This is a genomic window from Haloarcula limicola (assembly GCF_010119205.1).
GTDB classification, from domain to species: Archaea; Halobacteriota; Halobacteria; order Halobacteriales; family Haloarculaceae; genus Haloarcula; species Haloarcula limicola.
Genome location: NZ_WRXM01000004.1, coordinates 210349 through 228425, shown reverse-complemented (window position 1 = coordinate 228425; position 18077 = coordinate 210349). Strand labels below are relative to the sequence as shown.

Annotated in this window: 17 protein-coding genes and 1 pseudogene; 12 read left to right on the top strand and 6 right to left on the bottom strand. The window is 67.8% G+C overall.

Translation table 11 applies throughout. The annotated features are described in order from the left end of the window. Positions 1-106: 106 nt before the first annotated feature. From GO488_RS18005 to GO488_RS17995, 3 genes are all read right to left on the bottom strand, one after another. Positions 107-1105, bottom strand: a complete 999-nt coding sequence (locus GO488_RS18005) for a phosphate signaling complex PhoU family protein (protein ID WP_162319232.1) — start codon at positions 1103-1105, stop codon at positions 107-109. Positions 1106-1389: 284 nt separating this feature from the next. Then, complete coding sequence (locus tag GO488_RS18000) at positions 1390-2253, bottom strand: TatD family hydrolase (RefSeq protein ID WP_162319231.1); 864 nt, start codon at positions 2251-2253, stop codon at positions 1390-1392. A 51-nt stretch (positions 2254-2304) separates the two neighbouring features. Then, a complete protein-coding gene (locus GO488_RS17995; protein WP_162319230.1) occupies positions 2305-2769 on the bottom strand; it encodes an NYN domain-containing protein in 465 nt (154 codons plus the stop codon). A gap of 1034 nt (positions 2770-3803) precedes the next feature. Between GO488_RS17995 and gcvT the strand changes: the two genes are divergently transcribed. From gcvT to GO488_RS17970, 5 genes are all read left to right on the top strand, one after another. Continuing rightward, the gene (gcvT, locus tag GO488_RS17990) at positions 3804-4895 is read left to right on the top strand and encodes a glycine cleavage system aminomethyltransferase GcvT (protein WP_162319229.1); all 1092 of its coding nucleotides are present in this window, start codon (positions 3804-3806) and stop codon (positions 4893-4895) included. Continuing rightward, entirely contained in the window at positions 4892-5275 is a 384-nt protein-coding gene (gcvH, locus tag GO488_RS17985; RefSeq protein ID WP_162319228.1) for a glycine cleavage system protein GcvH, read from the top strand. Before gcvT ends, gcvH begins: the two co-directional genes overlap by 4 nt. Positions 5276-5405: 130 nt before the next feature. After that, entirely contained in the window at positions 5406-6749 is a 1344-nt protein-coding gene (gene gcvPA / locus GO488_RS17980; protein WP_162319227.1) for an aminomethyl-transferring glycine dehydrogenase subunit GcvPA, read from the top strand. After that, positions 6746-8164: an aminomethyl-transferring glycine dehydrogenase subunit GcvPB gene (gene gcvPB / locus GO488_RS17975; RefSeq protein ID WP_162319226.1), complete on the top strand. Its 1419-nt coding sequence runs from the start codon at positions 6746-6748 to the stop codon at positions 8162-8164. The genes gcvPA and gcvPB overlap by 4 nt, the downstream gene beginning before the upstream one ends. 91 nt (positions 8165-8255) lie before the next feature. Further along, the gene (locus GO488_RS17970; protein WP_241692970.1) at positions 8256-11708 is read left to right on the top strand and encodes a PAS domain S-box protein; all 3453 of its coding nucleotides are present in this window, start codon (positions 8256-8258) and stop codon (positions 11706-11708) included. On the opposite strand, the gene GO488_RS17965 is transcribed toward GO488_RS17970, so the two are convergent. The 3 genes from GO488_RS17965 to GO488_RS19740 form a co-directional block, all read right to left on the bottom strand. Continuing rightward, positions 11705-12073: a response regulator gene (locus tag GO488_RS17965; RefSeq protein ID WP_162319225.1), complete on the bottom strand. Its 369-nt coding sequence runs from the start codon at positions 12071-12073 to the stop codon at positions 11705-11707. The genes GO488_RS17970 and GO488_RS17965 overlap by 4 nt on opposite strands. A 38-nt stretch (positions 12074-12111) precedes the next feature. Beyond that, positions 12112-12336, bottom strand: coding sequence for a DUF7511 domain-containing protein (locus GO488_RS17960; RefSeq protein WP_162319022.1), 225 nt, complete (start codon positions 12334-12336; stop codon positions 12112-12114). A gap of 79 nt (positions 12337-12415) precedes the next feature. Further along, positions 12416-12586 (bottom strand): DUF7838 family putative zinc beta-ribbon protein, encoded by a 171-nt coding sequence (locus tag GO488_RS19740; RefSeq protein WP_164509658.1) that lies wholly within the window; start codon positions 12584-12586, stop codon positions 12416-12418. A gap of 92 nt (positions 12587-12678) precedes the next feature. Here GO488_RS19740 and msrA point away from each other — a divergent pair, with 92 nt between their 5' ends. The 7 genes and pseudogenes from msrA to GO488_RS17925 all read left to right on the top strand — a co-directional run bounded on the left by msrA (position 12679) and on the right by GO488_RS17925 (position 18077). Further along, positions 12679-13338, top strand: coding sequence for a peptide-methionine (S)-S-oxide reductase MsrA (gene msrA, locus GO488_RS17955; protein ID WP_162319224.1), 660 nt, complete (start codon positions 12679-12681; stop codon positions 13336-13338). 54 nt (positions 13339-13392) lie between these two features. Beyond that, on the top strand, positions 13393-13929 hold the full coding sequence (locus GO488_RS17950) for a cob(I)yrinic acid a,c-diamide adenosyltransferase (protein ID WP_162319223.1): 537 nt from the start codon (positions 13393-13395) through the stop codon (positions 13927-13929). A 42-nt stretch (positions 13930-13971) separates the two neighbouring features. Further along, the gene (locus GO488_RS17945) at positions 13972-14826 is read left to right on the top strand and encodes a M14 family metallopeptidase (RefSeq protein WP_162319222.1); all 855 of its coding nucleotides are present in this window, start codon (positions 13972-13974) and stop codon (positions 14824-14826) included. 41 nt (positions 14827-14867) lie between these two features. Then, positions 14868-15497 (top strand): VOC family protein, encoded by a 630-nt coding sequence (locus tag GO488_RS17940; protein ID WP_162319221.1) that lies wholly within the window; start codon positions 14868-14870, stop codon positions 15495-15497. Between the two features lie 61 nt (positions 15498-15558). Then, positions 15559-15732, top strand: a pseudogene (locus tag GO488_RS17935) (HVO_2922 family protein); the annotation flags it as partial. Between the two features lie 59 nt (positions 15733-15791). Next, the gene (gene mvaD / locus GO488_RS17930; RefSeq protein WP_162319219.1) at positions 15792-16766 is read left to right on the top strand and encodes a phosphomevalonate decarboxylase MvaD; all 975 of its coding nucleotides are present in this window, start codon (positions 15792-15794) and stop codon (positions 16764-16766) included. A gap of 60 nt (positions 16767-16826) precedes the next feature. Continuing rightward, the gene (locus tag GO488_RS17925; protein ID WP_162319218.1) at positions 16827-18077 is read left to right on the top strand and encodes an NAD(P)/FAD-dependent oxidoreductase; all 1251 of its coding nucleotides are present in this window, start codon (positions 16827-16829) and stop codon (positions 18075-18077) included.

The window sequence follows — 18077 nt, the reverse complement described above, 5'->3', positions numbered from 1 at the left end:
GGCCGGGCACGGTCGCCCGTCCGACTGCACTACTGGCACGTGAATGGCGACTGATGGGGTTTGGAGACGAAAATCGGTCGAGAGACGCGCTGCGCCGATACTACGGCTACGGGCGTGGTGCCGCTTTCTGGAGGGCGCTCTCGGCGATGTTGCCGCCGTAGTCGGCCGTCCGCGAGAGCGAGTCCACGACGCGACCGAGGATCTGTGCGCTCTGTGGGTCCAGTTCGCGGACCTTGCTATCGACGTCGCGGGCCGTCTCGTCGACCTGCGGGATGCCGCTGCGCGCTTCGTTCGCGAGCTCGACCGCCTCCTCCGAGTCGTCGGCGAGCAGCGCGTCCATCGCCGTCTCGGGGATGGCCGTCGCCTCCGATTCGAGTTCCCGGAGGAGGTCGGCCGTCTCGCCGGTGATCTCGCCGATCTCGCGGGAGAGCCCGGCGATCTTCGTCGCGTGGTCCGCGATGCGCTCTAGCTGTCTGGCGCTCGACTGGTAGTCGAAGACGGTCTCGCGGGGGAAGCCGATCTCGTTCGCGGCGGTGGGGTTCCGGAGGACGGTGCGGAACACCCGAGAGACCATGTACCAGAGGCGGTCGACGTCGTCGTCGCGCTGGATGACGTCCTGTGCGAGGTCGTCGTTGTCCTCGATGAGCGCCTCGACGGCGTCCGAGAGCATCGTGAGCGCGACCAACCGCATCCGCGTAATGGCGTTGTGAACCGACAGTTCCGAGGAGTCGAGTAAGTCCTGTAAGACGACGCGGTCGGAGGTCTCCTCGATGACCTCCAGTCCCACGAGCCCCTGCGTCGCGTCCCGAATGATGCGGCGCTGTTCGGCCGTGATCCGAGGCGCTTCGAGTCGGATGACGTCGAAGCCGCTCACGTACATCGTCATCACGGCGCGGGTGAGCTCGTGTTTGTTGTCCAGTCCGCCGACGTCGAGAGTCCCCTCGACGCGGTCGTCCTCGCGCTTGGGCGCGAGCAGTAACAGGTCCTCCTCCGCGTGAAACTCGACGACGCTACCGGCGCTGACGTCGTTCTCGGTCGCCCAGTCCTTCGGCAGCGAGACCGTGTACGTCGAACCGCCCGTCACCTGGACCTTGCGGGTCTCCATGTAAGTCCATATCGCACCTTCCTCCGTATAAATCCATCTCTATCTATATATTCGGCTGTGCAGTTCGCACCTACCGTATCGAAGGCCCGTAGAGACGCGTTACCGCAGATATAGTATCGCGATTCACCCGGGAGCTCGAAACCAGCATCGGCTCGATACGATGGTCTCGAAACGGCCTCGCGTGCCAGATATCGAACGAATCAGATATGTATCCCGCTCATAGCGAAAATAGTGGGTACGTTTTACACAGCTGTGCTATATATTCTGACGCTGAGTTCTATCTTTTAATCCTCGTTTCCGTCTCGGCCGGTCAGTGTCGCTTCGGTGTCGATGCCGTACACCGCCTCGGGCGTCTCGACGTGAGCCGTTCGAACCGCGTCGTCGTGGTTCGCTTCCAGTAACCAGCGGACGCGTCGCGGCACCGTCTTCGGTCCCAGCACCGCGCCGGGGCGGTCCGGGTCGTCGATGTAGTCCGTCTCCATCAGGAACGGCTCGTCCTCCTCGATGGCGATCTCCAGCTCGTCCTTGTCGGCCAAGACGGATTTCGTCGGCCCGACCAGCCGCCCGCCGGAGTAGTGCTTGACGACCTGCGTTCGGTCCAGTCCCCGCTCTTCGGCCCAGCGGGCGACCTCCGCGAAGTCCTCGCCGCTCTCGGTGTGGAGTTGGATGGCGAAGTCGCCGTCGGCCGCGAGTTCGAACCCGTGGCGCATCACCTCGTTCGAGGCCTCCCACACCGCGTCGTCGACGTCGTAGTGGGGACGACCGGATTTGATCGCCAGCGCCGGGCCGTCGCTGACGTACTCGGCGGCCACGTCGAGTCCGGTCTGCATGATATCGCGCGCCTCCTCGGGCGTGTGACCGTCTTCGACGAGACGCGAGACGAGCGCCGGATGGACGCCGAGGACGGGCCACGCCCGGCCCGGCAGTATCTCCGTCGCGCCCTCGACGGCCCCGACGGTCAGGTCGAACACCTCGCGGAACGTCGATTCGTCCGCGGCCGCCTCTGTCAGGTGCCACGACGGCTTGTTGAGGACGAGCAAGTGCGTCCCGCCGTGTTCGGCGAACTCCTCGACGGCCTCGACGTTCCGGCCGTTGACCGGATCGAGATGCAGGTGGTTGTCGAGCACCGGTGTCTCCTCGATGTCCATATCGGGCCTCGGAGCGCCCCCGGCAAAACCGTTCTCCTCCGATAATCCGCCTCACTCTACGTCGGCGTCCAGCGAGAGGGCGTCCTGCGCGGCGTTCCGCAGGGCGTCCGAGCGGCCGTGCTCCCCCGGCGCGAGCGCGACGGTGCGGACGCCGTTCCGAGCGGCGACTTCCAGTACCGGCTTGAAGTCCGTGTCCCGCGAGGCCACGACGAGGACGTCGATGCGGCCGGACGCGACCGCCTCCGTCGCGTCGACCGCGAGGCGAACGTCCACGTCGCCGCTGGTCGTGATCACTTCGAAGCCGCGGGCCTCGCCCGCCTGGATGAGTCCCGGTGACGCGTTCTCGTCGAGGTAGAGCCGCGTCGTCGCGAGCGGCCCGTACGACTCGGCGATGGTCCGCACGTCCTCTAAGTCGACGTCGAACTCTGAGCGCAACACGTTCGGCCCGTCTACGTACAACCCCACCCGCTCCGTATCGTCGCTCTCGCCATCCCGGAGCCGACGAAATAGGTTCATGTGCCGTCTCTCCGGCCGCTGGGCTTATTTGTGGCGTTTCTTGCCGCTCGCATCTACAGAGGTGATAAACTAAAAACGGCTATACAGAACCCATCTTCGTAGTCGCCGCTTCGGCGAGGCAGCCGTCGAACGGTTCATGGACGGGACTGTGCTATCGGCCGCTCGTACCTCGTCTCGCCTGTTCGAAGTGGCGTGTGTCGACTTCGCACTCTCGATGATCGCTATGGATTGACGCGTGCGCGGCTCTACGTCGCTTGCCCGGTCGAACGAGCCCCTACTTTGGTACGCCGCGGAGCTCGGACGAACGTAGCTGCACGACCGGAGTGTGAACGACGTCTCTCGGACGAATCGAATCCGGGTTCGACGGCTACCGCGTGACCTCTGTCCGTCTGGACAGGACGACCCGTCCGTAGCGGTGTGGTCGACGATGCGAAGCGGATCGATATTCGCAGTTCGTTCCGCGCAGTACGAGGGGGCTCCGAAACTGTCGCGGCGAACAGCGGAGTCACCTCCGACTAGTCTGGTCCACCGAGACATCTCCGAGTTCAACTGGGTCTTGCTTTCGGTTTACCTTCGGCTGGAGAGCGTGAGTCTGACAGCTCGGTCACGACTACCACGTCCGCTAACGGAACCCGCCGGGTACGATACGACACAGTTGTCGGGTCAGAGGGTGGCTGGCCCTCGATGCGGTCGCTATCGTTCGGGTCGTCTCGAAATTGTCCGGACAGTGATCGAACCCGACCGGATAGTGGACCGTGACCAACGGCGACTGGCACGGTTCGTCCTATCAGACTCCTACGTCGTGCCGATCGCCGCAGCAAATCACCGGTAGGGGAGCTGAAACGCCTACTGAACTGCCAGAGCGTCGTCTCGCACGGAAGGACGTACACACGAGCGACCGTGCGGAGAAAGCCGGCGGTCCCGGACAGAAGCGTATTTGCTATCGCGCTATTCGGTTTATCAGTTGGCGCTTCGTCGCCGCCGAACGCCGTCAGAGGCCAAGTAGTAAGGTTGTTGGGGTCGATTTCACGCCCATGACGCTACGATCGCCTCCGCTGTCGGAGGCTCACGAAGCGGCCGACGCCCGCTTTACGGACTTCGGCGGCTGGGAGATGCCGGTCGAGTTCGCGTCGATTCGGGAGGAACACGCCGCCGTCCGGTCCTCGGCGGGGAAATTCGACGTCTCGCACATGGGACAGGTGGCCGTCTTCGGGTCGGACGCCGCGGCGCTCACCCAGCGGTTGACGACCAACGACGTGACCGCGTTGGATTACGGGGAAGCGCAGTACGGCGCGATCACCGACGAGGACGGCGTCATGCTCGACGACACCGTCGTCTATCGGCTCCCCGAGACCGAACACGACGACTTCCTCTTCGTCCCCAACGCGGGCCACGACGGGGAGATGACCGAGCGGTGGGAGGACCACTGCGAGGAGTGGGGTCTCGACGCGGCGGTGACGAACCGCACGACGGAGTACGCCATGATCGCGATACAGGGACCGGACGCGCCGGAACTGCTGGCTGAACAGACGAACGCCAACCTCGGCGAGTTGGACCGCTTCGACATCGGCGGCGGCGCGGTCGCCGGGGTGTCGTCGCTTGTCGCGCGCACCGGATACACGGGCGAACGGGGCTTCGAGATACTCTGCCCGTCCGAGAGCGCGGTGACAGTGTGGAACGCTATCGAGTGCCAGCCCTGCGGACTGGGGGCGCGTGATACGCTTCGGCTGGAGATGGGCTTTCTCCTCTCCGGGCAGGACTTCCATCCCGAGGACGAACCCCGCAATCCCTACGAGGCGGGCATCGGCCGGACGGTCAAACTGGACACGGAGTTCGTCGGCCGCGACGCCCTAGAGCGGGTCGACGCGGAGGGCGTCTCGGAGAAGCTCGTCGGCGTCGAACTGATCGACCGCGGGATTCCGCGCCACGGCTACGAGGTGGAATCGCCGGACGGCGACCCGTTGGGCCACGTCACCAGCGGGACGATGAGTCCGACGCTCGGCGAACCCATCGCGCTGGCGTACCTCCCGGTCGAGTACAGCGAGCCCGACCGGTCTGTTCGGGTGGTCGTCCGCGGCGAACCGAAGAAGGCACGTACCAGGACGCCCCCATTCCTCGACAGATGAGCTTCGACGTTCCCGAGGATCGGCGGTATCTGGAGTCCCACGAGTGGGTACGGCCCGACGACGGCACCGCGCGCGTCGGCATCACCGACTTCGCACAGGACGAACTGGGCGACGTGGTCTTCGTCGAACTCCCCGACGAGGGCGAGGACGTGACCGCGGGCGAGGAGTTCGGCGTCGTGGAGTCGATCAAGGCCGTCTCGGACATCTACGCGCCCGTCTCGGGCACGGTGGCGGCGGTCAACGAGCGGCTGTTCGACGAGCCGGAACTGGTCAACGAGGACCCCTTCGGCGACGGGTGGATGCTCGAGATCGAGCTGACGGACGAAGACGAACTGGAGGACTTGCTCTCGCCCGACGAGTACGCCGACCAGATCGCGTAAGCCGGCTGCCGCTTCGCTTCGCCGATCGCGTGTGACTCCCTCGCGCGCGTTCGGTCAAGGAATACGCTAATGTACCGGCCGTAGGTAGGGTATACTATCATGTCCACCGTGCGGATGGGCGTTATCTACCATGAGTGAGAGTGACGAATCGACGACCGGCAGTCCGTACGCACCGCAGACGCCGTCGGAGACCGCGGCGATGCTCTCGGCGGTCGGCGCGGACGACGTCGAGTCGCTGTTCGACGTGCCCGAATCGGTCGCCTTCGACGGCGATTTCGGCATCGAATCGCGAAGCGAGCGGGAGACGCGCCGGGAGGCCGCCCGCCTGCTGAAGCGAAACGACGACCTGACGGAGTTCCTGGGTCGCGGCCACTACGCGCACTACGTGCCGGCCGTCGTCGACGACTTATCGAGCCGATCGGAGTTCCTGACCTCCTACACGCAGTACCAACCGGAGGTCGCGCAGGGGTTCCTGCAGGCGCTGTTCGAGTTCCAGTCGATGCTGGTCGAGTTGACCGGACTGGATATCGCCAACTGCTCGATGTACGACGACGCGACGGCGCTGGGCGAGGCGGCGACCCTCTCCCAGCGAGTGCGCTCGGTATCGGGCGATCGGATTCTGGTCCCCGAGCAGTTGCGCGACGGGAAACGCGCGGTGCTGGAGAACTACGCGGACGGACCGGGCCTCTCCGTCGAGTCGTATCCGATGGACGACGGGCAGGTCGACGTCGACGCGCTCGCCGAGACGGCAGACGCGGACGTGGCGATGGTGTACGCCGAGACGCCGACGGTCCGGGGCATTGTCGCAGAGCGCCTCGGCGACGTGGGCGAGGTCGCCGACGACAACGACGCGCTGTTCTGTCTCGGCTCGGACCCGGTGGCGCTCGCGCTGCTGGAACGGCCCGCCGACGTGGGCGCGGACGTGGTGGTCGGCGACGCCGCGTCGCTGGGCACCGGCACCGCCTTCGGCTTCGGGCTCGGCATGTTCGTCACGCGCGAGGAGTTCCTCCGACAGGTCCCCGGTCGACTCGTCGGCGCGAGCGAGGACGCCGACGGGCGGCGCGCGTACACGCTGACGCTGCAGACCCGCGAACAGCACATCCGCAAGGAGCGGGCGACCTCGAACATCTGCACGAATCAGGCGTGGGTCGCGCTGCGGACGGCGATACACGCCGCGTGGCTCGGCCCGCGGGGACTGGTCGACCTCGCCGAGGACTGTGTGACCCGCCCCCGCGACCTCGCGGCCCGCTTGGACGAGGTGGTCGGCGTGCAGGCACCAGTCCACGACGGCCACCACTTCCGGGAGTTCGTCGCCCACACCGACCAGCCGGCGCGAGCGGTCGTCGAGGACCTGGCGGCCCGCGGGTTCGCGGTCCACGCCGTCGGCGAACACCTGATTCAGGTGTGTGCGACAGAGGTGACCGCCGAGAGCGAGGAGGCGTTCGTCGAGGCGGTCGCGGAGGTGGCCGGATGATCTTCGACCAAGCGCGCTGGACGGCCGACGACGACGAGCGCTACGAGCCGCTGCTCTCGGAGAAGGCCGACCGCGAGGTCGAGATCGAGGACTCGCCGCTGCCCGACGAACTGACCCGCGATTCGCTGTCCCTGCCGGACCCCGCCGAACCCGAACTCGCCCGGCACTACACGCGGCTCTCGCAGATGAACTACGGCGTCGAGAACGGCCCGTTCCCGCTGGGGTCCTGTACGATGAAGTACAACCCGTCGTTCACCGAGACCATCGCGGCCCGCGAGGACGCCGCTATCCATCCGGACCGCCCGGAGAGCACGATGCAGGGGACGCTGGCGCTGTGTCATCGGCTCCAAGACTATCTGGGCCGCATCGGCGGGATGGACGCCGTCACGCTCCAGCCGCCCGCGGGCGCGGCCGGGGAGTTCACCGGCATCCAGATAGCTAAGGCCTACCACCAGCACAACGACGACGAGCGCTCCGAAGTGGTCATTCCCGACTCCGCGCACGGGACGAACTTCGCCACCGCGGCGATGGCCGGGTACGAGGTGGTCGAACTCCCGAGCGACGACGACGGCCGGGTCGACGTCGACGCGCTCTCGGCAGCCGTCGGCGAGGAGACGGCGGCGCTGATGCTCACGAACCCGAACACGCTGGGCCTCTTCGAGCGCGACATCGAGGAGATCGCCGACGTCGTCCACGACGCGGGCGGGCTGCTGTACTACGACGGCGCGAACCTCAACGCCCTGCTCGGCCGCGCGCGCCCCGGCGACATGGGCTTCGACGTGATGCACTACAACGTCCACAAGACGTTCGCCACGCCCCACGGCGGCGGCGGACCGGGAGCCGGCCCCGTCGGCGTCACCGAGGAACTGGCCGAGTTCCTGCCGGACCCGCACGTCAGAGAGGTGTCGGGCGGCTACGAGCACTACGCGCCGGAGCACTCCATCGGGAAGGTCCACGGCTACTACGGCAACTGGCCGGTGCTCGTCAAGGCGTTCGCCTACATCGCCCGCCTCGGCGACGCCGGCCTCGCCGACGCGAGTGCGAAGGCCGTCCTGAACGCCAACTACCTCGCCGAGCAGATTTCCTACGACGTGCCCTTCGGTCCCTTCCACCACGAGTTCGTCGCCAGCGCCGCGCCCCAGGACGCCGCCGACGCGGCCAAGCGGATGCTCGACTACGGCGTCCACCCGCCGACGACGAAGTGGCCGGAGATCGTCGACGAGGCGCTGATGACCGAGCCGACCGAGGCCGAGAGCAAGCGCTCGCTCGACCAGCTCGCGGCGGCGTTCGACGCCGTGGCCGAGGAGGACGACGCGACGCTCGCGTCCGCCCCGGAGCGCCCGGCGGCGAAGCGGATCGACCAGGTCGTGGCGGCGCGCGAACCGCGCCTCTCCTGGCAGGCGCTCGGGGAGTAGTCCGTTCTCGGGGGAGACGCCCGTTTCGTCCCGTGATAATCCGCGCGTGAGTTATATGTGATTCCGTTGCAGAGAGAGTGTATCTTCGAGTATGTCTGAGAAACCGGCCGTCCTCCACGTCCGCCCGGAGCGCGTGGCCGACGGCACGCAGTCGCTCTCGCTGGAGCGCGGGGCCGGCCTCTCGGTGACGGCGGTCACGTCGCGGGACGCGGCTCTCGAAACGCTGTCGAGTACCGACCCCGACTACCTCGTCTGCGAGCACCGTCCCGACGACGGCCTCGACGGTCTCGCGGTGGTAGACGCCGTCGGCGACGCTCGGCCGGACCTCCCGGCGCTGCTGTGCACCGCGGAACCGGACGGCCGGGTGGCGGCCGAGGCGACCCGCCGCGGCGTCGCCGAGTACGTGCCCAGAAGCGAGACCGATCCGGGCGAGCGTCTCCGGGCGCTCGCCGCGGACGGGGACGTCACGGCGCGCTCGGCTATCGACGCCGTCGAGGCGACGACGGGGTCGCTTCGGAAACTGACTCGACTCGCCGCGGACGACGGTCGAACCGACGCCGAGACCATCGAGGGGATCCTGCGGCTCGGGGCCGACAGACTGGGCCTTTCGCTCGGCTACCTCGGCCGCATCGAGGGCGACACGTACGCCGTCGAACACGTCGTCGGCGACCACGCGCTCGTCGAAGCGGGGGCGTCTTCGCCCCTCTCGGCGACGTACTGTGAACACACCTCTCAGAGCGACACGCTCTTTCCCCTCCACGACGCGGCGGCGGAGGGCTGGGCCGACCACCCCTCGTATCGGGTCGGCGGGATCGCCTGCTACCTCGGCGGGAGGGTGTCGGTCAACGGCGAGACCTACGGGACGGTGTGTTTCGCCGACGAGGAACCGCGAGCGACGCCCTTTACCAACGCCGAGCGAGCGTTCGTCGAGCTGCTCGTCCAGTGGGTCAGCGACGAACTCAAGCGCCGCCACCGCGAGGCGGAACTGGAGCGTTACGAGGACATCATCGAGGCCGTCGACGACGGGGTGTACGCGCTGGACGACGAGGGGAACTTCGTCTTCGTCAACGAGGCGATGACCGCGCTCACCGGCTACGACGCCGAGGCGCTACTGGGCGCTCATACGGGCCATATCAAGACTCCCGAGGTAGTCGAGGAAGCCGAGGGCATCGTCCGGGAGATGATCTTCGAGGACCGCGACGACGAGGCGACGTTCGACCTCTCGATCCAGCGGGCCGACGACGAGAGCTTTCCCGCCGAGGACCACATGACCGTGCTCTGGGACGACGGCGGCCGCTTCGAGGGAACTGCCGGCGTCATCCGCGACATCACCGACCGGAAGGAGCGAGAGCTCGAACTGCGGGAGGCCAACCGGCGCATCGAACAGATCCTCGGGCGCATCGGCGCGGCGTTCTTCGCGGTGGACGACGACTGGAACCTGACGTACTGGAACGCGCAGGCCGAGGCGGTGCTGGGCCGAGACGCCGAGGCGGTGATGGGCGAGAACCTCTGGGAGGCGTTCCCCGACGCGACCGAGTCGGCCTACTTCGAGGCCTACCGCGAGGCGATGGACTCCCAGGAGCCGGTCGTCTTCGAGGAGTACTACCCGCCGGCCGAGAAGTGGTTCCGGGTCAACGCGTACCCCTCGACGGACGGCCTCTCGGTGTACTTCCACGACATCACCGACCAGAAGGAACGCGACCGAAAGCTCTCCGGCCTCCTCGAGACGACGCGGTCGCTGATGCACGCCCACACCGACGCGGACGTCGCGGAGACGGTCGTCGAGGCCGCCGAGTCCCGACTCGGGTTCGACCTCAACCTCGTCAGGCTGTACGACGGCGAGGCGGAGACGCTGTATCCGGTCGCCTGGACCGACGGCGTGCCCGACCGCCCGGTCTACGACGCCGACGAATCGTTCGCGGGCGAGGCCTTCCAGCGCGGCGAGACGGTCCGGATCGACGACTTCGACCACGTTGATAACTACGACCGGGACGCGAACGCCGCGATGTGCGTCCCCATCGGCGACTACGGCGTATTGAGCGTCGCCACGACGGAGAGCGACGTCTTCGACGACGCGGACGTGTCCGTCGCCGAGATCCTCGCCTCGAACGCCGCCGCGGCGCTCTCCCGCGTCGACCGCGAGGAGGACCTCCGGCGGTACGAGGCCGTCGTCGAGAACGTCCGCGACATGGTGTACGTCATCGACGAGGACGGCGAGTTTCAACTCGTCACCGAGCCGCTGGCCGAGTGGCTCGGCTTCGATCGCGAGGCGATGCTCGGCGAGCGTCCGGCCGAGTTCCTCGACCGAGACGACGTCGCGACCTTCGAGCGACACATCCGCGAGATGCAGGCCGATCGGGGAGAGCCGAGCCGGCGGATCGAGACGTCGCTCGTGACGGCGGACGGCGCGGAGCGTCCCGCGGAGGTCGAGGTCTCGCTCATCGACCACGACCGATTCCGCGGCACCGTCGGCGTCGTCCGCGACCGGACCGAGCTCGAGCAGGCCCGCGAGGACCTGCGGGACGAACGCGACCGCTTCTCGTATCTGTTCAACAACCTCCCCGACGCCGTCGCCGAGACGGAGAGCGGCGACGACGGGTCGGTCGTCCGCTCGGTCAACCCCGCCTTCACCGACGTCTTCGGCGTCGACCACGCGACGGCCCTCGACGAGCGGCTCGGCGAGTTCGTCCAGCCACCGACCGAGGCATCGAGCGAGGAGTCTTCGCGCTTTACCGACGCCGACGGGAACGAGACGGTTCGAACGGCGGAGATCCGCCGCCGCACCGACGACGGCTTCCGCGATTTCCTCTTTCGGGGGATCCCTTACCGCCGGGACGACGGGCGCGTCTGGGGCTTTTGCATCTACACGGACATCACCGACCAGAAGGAACGCGAGCGCCGACTGGAGGTGCTCAACCGCGTCCTCCGGCACAACCTCCGCAACGACCTGACGGTGGTGCTGGGACTGGCCGACGCGCTGGCCGCTCGATTGGACGACGAGGACCACCTCTCCCTGCTCGACCGGCTGCAGCGAAAGACAGCCGACGTCGCCTCGCTCAGCGACCGCGCCCGCGAGATCGAACGCTCCATCCGGCGGGGGGACGCCGACAGCGCGCCGGTCCCGGTCGTCGAGGCCGTCGCCTCGCTCGTCGAGACCTACGAGCGGAGCCACGACGTGACCGTCGAAACGGCGTTCCCGGAGACGGACGCTCGCGCGGCCGACGGCCGGTTCACCCGAGTCGTCGAGGAGCTGCTGAACAACGGCGTCGAGCACGCGGGAGCGGACCCGGGTCTCTCGCTGGAGATCGGGGTGACGGAACGGGAGGTGTCGGTCACGGTCGCGGACGAGGGACCCGGCATCCCGGCGCACGAACTCGACGTGTTGACCGGTGAGGAGCCCATCACGCAACTGAGTCACAGCAGCGGACTGGGGCTGTGGCTCGTCGTCTGGCTGACCGAGTCCTACGGGGGGACAGTGACCTTCGACGGCACGGACGAGACCGGGACGGTCGTGACGCTGACGCTCCCGCGGACGGGCGGTTAGAGCGACTCTCGGATGCGCTCGGCGAGGACGTCGTACTGCTCGGTCCCCGTGCCCTTCTGGACGAACGCGGTCACGCCGGCGTCCGCGGCCTCGGGCCGGACATCCTCCGGCTCGCGGGCGCTGAACAGGAAAAACGGGAGCGCTTCGTCGCGTTCGCGAACCGCCGTACAGAGTTCGACGCCGTCGAGCCTCGGCATCTTGTAGTCGCTGACCACGGCGTCGTACTCGCCGGAGAGCGCCATCTCGAGGGCCCGCTCCGGGTCCGCTTCCATCGTCACCTCGAAGTCGTCTTCGCGCGCGAGGAAGGTCCCGACGATCTCGAGCACGTCCCGGTCCTCGTCCACCACTAGTACCTCCACACTCATCGACTAGCAGTCGTCGCTACTGGCGTAAAATACCTCTGTCACCGCATCGCATCCAGTTCGACGAACACCGAGCGGTCGGCGCTGAGCCACGTCGACATCCGAGCGACGCCGGAGAGCCCCGGCGGATAGACGGTGCAGCGGTCCGGCCCGTCGCTGTACTGCACCACGGTCATGGACAGTTCCACGTCGGGCCGCCTTGGGGAGGTGTGGGTGTCGTCAGCAACCCGGTCCGGTTCGGTGCTCATTGCCTCTACGCGTGACATCGGTGACTGCGCCTAAAACGGCTGCTAAGAACTCTCGGTAGGGCTATTGATACGGGACGCCGTAGCCCGTGGGAATCGTCTACGCGGCCTGTCCGGTGTCGACCTCGCCGTCGATGCGGACGAACCCGTAGTCACACTCCGGACAGTGCCACTTGACCTTCGTTCCGAGGTGCATCGTCGTGCTCGCGACCTTCCAGAAGTTGCGGTACTCCTCACACTCGGGACAGTAGTGCTCCAATTCGAGGCTCATGCACGCCGGTTTCGAGCGAGACCAATTGAAGTTCCCGGTTTCGTGGGCGGGGAGACCCCAACAGGCAAGCCGACGGGGCACCGAGCGGGTATATGGCATCCGATTCGCCGCGACCGTCGGCGCTCTCACTCGACGCGGCGGCTCCCCCGCCCGAAGAGACGGCGACTGCGACGTTCGGCATGGGCTGTTTCTGGGGGCCCGACGCCCGCTTCGGCGCGATGCCGGGCGTCGCCCGCACGCGCGTCGGCTACGCCGGCGGCGACGACCCCGAGCCGAGCTATTACTCGCTGGGCGATCACACGGAGGTCGTTCAAGTCGAATACGACCCCGAGGAACTCTCCTACGACGACCTGCTGGACGCGTTCTGGGCGAACCACAGCCCGTTCTCGGCTCCGCATAAGCGACAGTACCGCGGCGTCGTGCTGGCCCACGACGAGAGCCAGCGCGAGGCCGCCGCCGAATCGAAGGCGGCGCTCGAAGATCGAACGGGAAAGACCGTACAGACGGAGATCGAGCCGCTCGACGGGTTCTACCCCGCCGAGGGCTACCACCAGAAGTACGAGCTCCGCTCGACGCCCGTCGCGAGCGACGAGCTCGAATCGCTCTACGGACCGGCGTTCGTCGAGTCGACGGCGGCCGCCCGCCTCAACGGCTTCGTCGCGGGCCACGGCGACGAGGAGCGACGGCGCGCCGTTCTCGCGGACGTGGACCTCTCCCCGGCGGCCCTCTCGGAGGTCCGACGACGGTTCTGAACGGGCTCGGCGGCCGCCCCCGGCTATAAGGCCGTGGCACGCCCATCTCCGGGTATGCCGATCTACACCGGCCGGGGCGACCAGGGGCAGACCGACCTCCGGAACATGGAACGCGTCTCGAAGGACTCCCGGCGCATCGAGGCCTACGGCACCGTCGACGAGGTGAACGCGCTGGTCGGCGTCGTCCGCCCCACCGGGCAGGACGACATCGACGAGCACCTCCGGGAGATACAGAACCACCTCCACATCGTCCAGGCGGACTTCGCCAACCCGCAGCCCGAGGAGGGCGACCCGCGGATCACCGAGGACCACGTCGACGAGATCGAGGCCATCGTCGACGAGGCCAACGAGGAGCTCGACCCGCTGGAGTCCTTTATCCTGCCGTCGGGGTCCGAACCGGGCGCGAAACTGCACCACGCCCGGGCGGTCTGTCGGCGGGCCGAGCGCCGAGCCGTCTCGTTCACCGCCGAGGAGGCCGGCGTCAACGAGACCGCCATCGTCTACCTCAACCGGCTCTCGGACGCGCTGTTCACGCTCGCGCGTCTGGTCAACAAGCGCGAGGGCGTCCGCGAGGAGAACCCGGAGTACTGAGTCTAACGCTTTTCCAACTCCGGCACCGAGTGCTAGCCGTCGATGCCGAACACAGTTTCACCGGACGTGACGATGCGCGGCCCGACCGGCGAGCGGCCGCTGACCGTCGTCGCCGGCGTTCACGGCGACGAACAGAGCGGCGTCCGCGCCGTCGAACGCGTCCTAGACGCGGGCCACGAGTTCGAGCGAGCGGTCCGGTTCGTGACGGCGAACCCGCCGGCGGTCGACGCCGGCGAGCGGTACCTCGACGTAGACATGAACCGGGTGTTCCCGGGCGACGCCGATAGCGAGGACAGAGAGCGCCGGCTCGCGGCGGAGCTCCTCGATATCATCGGCGACGCGCCGGCGATCGCCCTCCACGCGACACACGCCACGTCGGAGCCGATATCGCTGGTATCGCGTGAACAGCCCGGGGCGGTCGAGACGGCCGCCGGGATGGCGACGACGCCGGTGGTCGATACGACCGACACGGTCGAGGGCGGACTGAATCGGTTCGGGCAGGTCGTCACGGTCGAGACCGGGAAGCAGGGGACCGAGGAGGCCGTCGAGACCGGCGTCTCCGTCGTCGAGGCGTTCCTCCGCTTCCACGGCGCGCTCCCGGGAGAGACGCCGGACGCCGCGCCGACGTTCTATCAGGAGGACAGCGTCATCGAGAAACCGGACGACGCGCCCGAGGACGCCACCTGTGAGGACCTCTACGACCTGCACGTCGAGAACTTCGAACGCGTCGACGAGGGCGACGTCTGGGCCACCGTCGACGGCGAAGAGCTGATCGCCGAGGAGGCGTTCATCCCCATCCTCATGTCCGAGTGTGGCTACGACGACATCTTCGGCTACAAGGGCCACGTCGCCGGTGAGACGCTTTCTACGGCCCGCGAGCACTGGGACCTTGAGTAAGCCGGGCGTGGGCATTTATCCGTCGCCCGGCAACGACACGTATGGCGAATCGACCGGACGCGGCGGAGTTGCCGACGAGCAGCGACCTCCCGGACAGCCCGATCCACACGACCGGCACGGACCACCTCACGATCGTCGGTAGCAACGCGGAGGACACCATCGCGTTCTACCGCGACCTGCTCGGCATGCCGCTGGTGATGCGGGAGCCGAACCGCGACGACCCGGACTCGACGCACCTCTTCTTCGACGCCGGCGACGGCCGCATCCTGACGTTCTTCGTCGGCGACCGGACCTCGGACCCGCGGCCGATCCGACCGACGGTCGGCGGCGTTCACCACGTCTCTTTCAGCGTCGACCCCGAGAAGTTCCGCGAGATGCGCGACGCGCTGACCGAGGCCGGGAGACATTTCAACGAGTTCGACCGCGGGATCTTCCACTCGGTGTACACCCGGGACCACAACGGGTTACTGGTCGAACTGGCGACCGACAGATACGAGGTCCCCGACGACCGCCGGGGCGAGGTGATGGCCCTCGCCCAGCGCCTCCGCGAGGAGGACGAGGCCGACTACGCGAAGGACGAACACATCGAGGGGGCGCTCGAAGAACTCGGCCTGCCGGCCGAAGCCCACGACCTCCCCGACGCCGACGGCGGCGCGAGCAGCGTCCAGTAGCTCCGAACGCCGGATCGCCCACAGTTTCTTATCGGACGGACACTTCCCACAGCCTATGACCGCTACTTTCGAACTGTACAGGGACTCGGCGGACGAGTGGCGGTGGCGACTGCGCCACTCGAACGGGAACGTCATCGCGGACGGCGGCGAGGGGTACGCGAGCAAGGCGAAGGCCAAGCAGGGCATTCGGAGCGTGAAATCCAACGCGCCCGACGCCGAAATCGAGGAGCGGTAGCGCGTCCGGCGGCCGCGTGGGTTCGCAATAGCAAAGTGAGCGGCCCGGAAGGGTGAGGTATGAAAGCGACCGCGAAGGCCCACCCGATCCAGGGACTGGTCAAGTACCACGGGATGCGAGACGAGGAGCTTCGGCTCCCGTACCACGACAGCATCTCCGTCTGTACCGCGCCGAGCCACTCGAAGACAACGGCCGAGTTCGACCCCGACCGCGAGGAAGACAGCTACGTCATCGACGGTGAACCCGTCGAAGGCCGCGGGGCCGAACGCATCGACGCCGTCGTAGAACACGTCCGCGAGTTGGCGGGCATCGACCACGCGGTCCGCTTCGAGTCCGCGAACGACTTCCCCACCAACATCGGCTTCGGCTCCTCGTCGTCCGGCTTCGCCGCCGCGGCGATGGCGCTGGTCGAGGCCGCCGGACTGGAGATGACCCGCCCGGAGATCTCGACGGTCGCCCGACGCGGCTCCTCCTCCGCGGCCCGCGCGGTCACGGGCGCGTTCTCGCACCTGCGGACCGGGATGAACGACGAGGACTGCCGGAGCGAGCGCATCGAGACCGACCTCGAAGACGACCTGCGAATCGTCGCGGGGATGGTCCCCTCCTACAAGGAGACCGAAGCCGCTCACAAGGAGGCCGCCGACAGCCACCTGTTCGAGGGGCGGATGGCCCACATCCACGGCCAGATCTCAGACATGCGCGACGCCCTCCACGACGCCGACTTCGACCGGGCGTTCGAACTCGCCGAGCACGACTCGCTGTCGCTGGCCGCGACGACGATGACCGGTCCCGCCGGGTGGGTCTACTGGCAACCGCGCACGATCGAGATCTTCAACGCCGTGCGGGAACTCCGGAACGAGGAGGATATCCCGGTGTACTTCTCCGTCGATACCGGCGCGAGCGTCTACGTCAACACCACCGAGCGGCACGTCGACCGGGTCGAGGAGACGGTCGCCGACTGCGGCGTCGACACCCGCGTCTGGGGCGTCGGCGGCCCCGCCCGCGTCCTCGACGAGGACGAAGCGCTGTTCTGAGTTCCAACTTCTGACGCGGGCTGGAACAGGACTATCCCGCTTCGGACCGAATCTCGGGCCATGCGTGTCGCCGTTCTCGGTGCCGGGTACGCCGGTCTCACACTCGCCAGAAAGCTCGAACGGTCGCTGCCGGACGAGGCGGACCTCGTCGTCGTCGACGAGCGGTCCGACCACCTCGTCCAGCACGAACTCCACCGCGTCGTCCGGCGACCGTCGCTGGCCGACGACATCACGGTCGAGCTGGAGTCGGTGCTCGACTGCGAGGTCCGTCGGGCGTCGGTGACCGACCTCGACGCCGACGCGGGCGAGGCGACGTTGGCTCCCGCGGACGGCGACGAGGAGACGCTCGGCTACGACGTGGGCGCGGTGTGTCTCGGCGCGGAGACGGCCTTCTACGACCTCCCGGGCGTGCGCGAACACGCGACGCCGCTGAAGCGCCTCGACCACGCCCGCGAGATCCGCGCGGACTTCCTCGCTCTCGGCGACGGCGACCGGGTCGTCGTCGGCGGCGCGGGTCTCTCCGGCGTCCAGGTCGCCGGCGAACTGGCGGCGCTGGCCGACGAGGAGGGCGTCGACGCCGAGGTGCTGCTCCTTGAACAGTTGGACGCCGTCGCCCCGTCGTTCCCCGAGTCGTTTCAGGAGGCCGTCCACGAGTCGCTCGTCGACGCCGGCGTGACCGTCCGCACGGGCACCGGCGTCGCGGCCGCCGCGGACGGCGCGATGATGCTCGACTCCGACGAGAAACTCACCTACGACCAGTTCGTCTGGACCGGCGGCATCCGGGGACCGAGCGCGCTCGACGACGAGCGCCCGGTCGTCAGGGCGGACCTCAGACTGGGCGAGTCGACGTTCGCTATCGGCGACGCCGCCCGCGTGGTGGACAGCAACGGCGAGGGCGTCCCCGCGAGCGCCTCGGCGGCGATCCGCGAGGCCAGCGTCGCCGCAGAGAACGTCGAAGCGCTGGTCGAACACCGATTGGATCGCGAGGACGGTGCGTTCGAACCGCGTCTCACGCAGTATCGGTTCGAGGTCCCCGGCTGGCTGGTGTCGGTCGGCGACGACGCCGTGGCGAAGGTCGGGCCGACGATCCTCACCGGTCGCGCCGCGCTGGCGCTGAAGACGACGGTCGGCGCGGGCTACCTCGGCAGCGTCGGCGCGAGGAAGAACGCCTCGGACCTCGTCCGCGAGGAGCTGGGCATCGACGTCTCCGGGGGAAACGCGACCGACGACCTGACTGACGACCTCACGGAGGAACTCCCCGACGACGTGGTGGACGCCGCTGAGTCGGACGACCGGCGGGACGGCACGTAA

What these genes read in the sequence shown, in the direction of transcription:
- GO488_RS17945 (WP_162319222.1), top strand. Translation starts at nt 13,972, where the DNA reads ATGCCGAACACAGTTTCACCGGACGTGACGATGCGCGGCCCGACCGGC.
- mvaD (WP_162319219.1), top strand. Translation starts at nt 15,792, where the DNA reads ATGAAAGCGACCGCGAAGGCCCACCCGATCCAGGGACTGGTCAAGTAC.
- GO488_RS17950 (WP_162319223.1), top strand. Translation starts at nt 13,393, where the DNA reads ATGCCGATCTACACCGGCCGGGGCGACCAGGGGCAGACCGACCTCCGG.
- GO488_RS17970 (WP_241692970.1), top strand. Translation starts at nt 8,256, where the DNA reads ATGTCTGAGAAACCGGCCGTCCTCCACGTCCGCCCGGAGCGCGTGGCC.
- GO488_RS17960 (WP_162319022.1), bottom strand. Translation starts at nt 12,336, where the DNA reads ATGTCACGCGTAGAGGCAATGAGCACCGAACCGGACCGGGTTGCTGAC.
- GO488_RS17925 (WP_162319218.1), top strand. Translation starts at nt 16,827, where the DNA reads ATGCGTGTCGCCGTTCTCGGTGCCGGGTACGCCGGTCTCACACTCGCC.
- gcvH (WP_162319228.1), top strand. Translation starts at nt 4,892, where the DNA reads ATGAGCTTCGACGTTCCCGAGGATCGGCGGTATCTGGAGTCCCACGAG.
- gcvT (WP_162319229.1), top strand. Translation starts at nt 3,804, where the DNA reads ATGACGCTACGATCGCCTCCGCTGTCGGAGGCTCACGAAGCGGCCGAC.
- GO488_RS18000 (WP_162319231.1), bottom strand. Translation starts at nt 2,253, where the DNA reads ATGGACATCGAGGAGACACCGGTGCTCGACAACCACCTGCATCTCGAT.
- gcvPA (WP_162319227.1), top strand. Translation starts at nt 5,406, where the DNA reads ATGAGTGAGAGTGACGAATCGACGACCGGCAGTCCGTACGCACCGCAG.
- GO488_RS17995 (WP_162319230.1), bottom strand. Translation starts at nt 2,769, where the DNA reads ATGAACCTATTTCGTCGGCTCCGGGATGGCGAGAGCGACGATACGGAG.
- GO488_RS18005 (WP_162319232.1), bottom strand. Translation starts at nt 1,105, where the DNA reads ATGGAGACCCGCAAGGTCCAGGTGACGGGCGGTTCGACGTACACGGTC.
- msrA (WP_162319224.1), top strand. Translation starts at nt 12,679, where the DNA reads ATGGCATCCGATTCGCCGCGACCGTCGGCGCTCTCACTCGACGCGGCG.
- GO488_RS17965 (WP_162319225.1), bottom strand. Translation starts at nt 12,073, where the DNA reads ATGAGTGTGGAGGTACTAGTGGTGGACGAGGACCGGGACGTGCTCGAG.
- GO488_RS19740 (WP_164509658.1), bottom strand. Translation starts at nt 12,586, where the DNA reads ATGAGCCTCGAATTGGAGCACTACTGTCCCGAGTGTGAGGAGTACCGC.
- gcvPB (WP_162319226.1), top strand. Translation starts at nt 6,746, where the DNA reads ATGATCTTCGACCAAGCGCGCTGGACGGCCGACGACGACGAGCGCTAC.
- GO488_RS17940 (WP_162319221.1), top strand. Translation starts at nt 14,868, where the DNA reads ATGGCGAATCGACCGGACGCGGCGGAGTTGCCGACGAGCAGCGACCTC.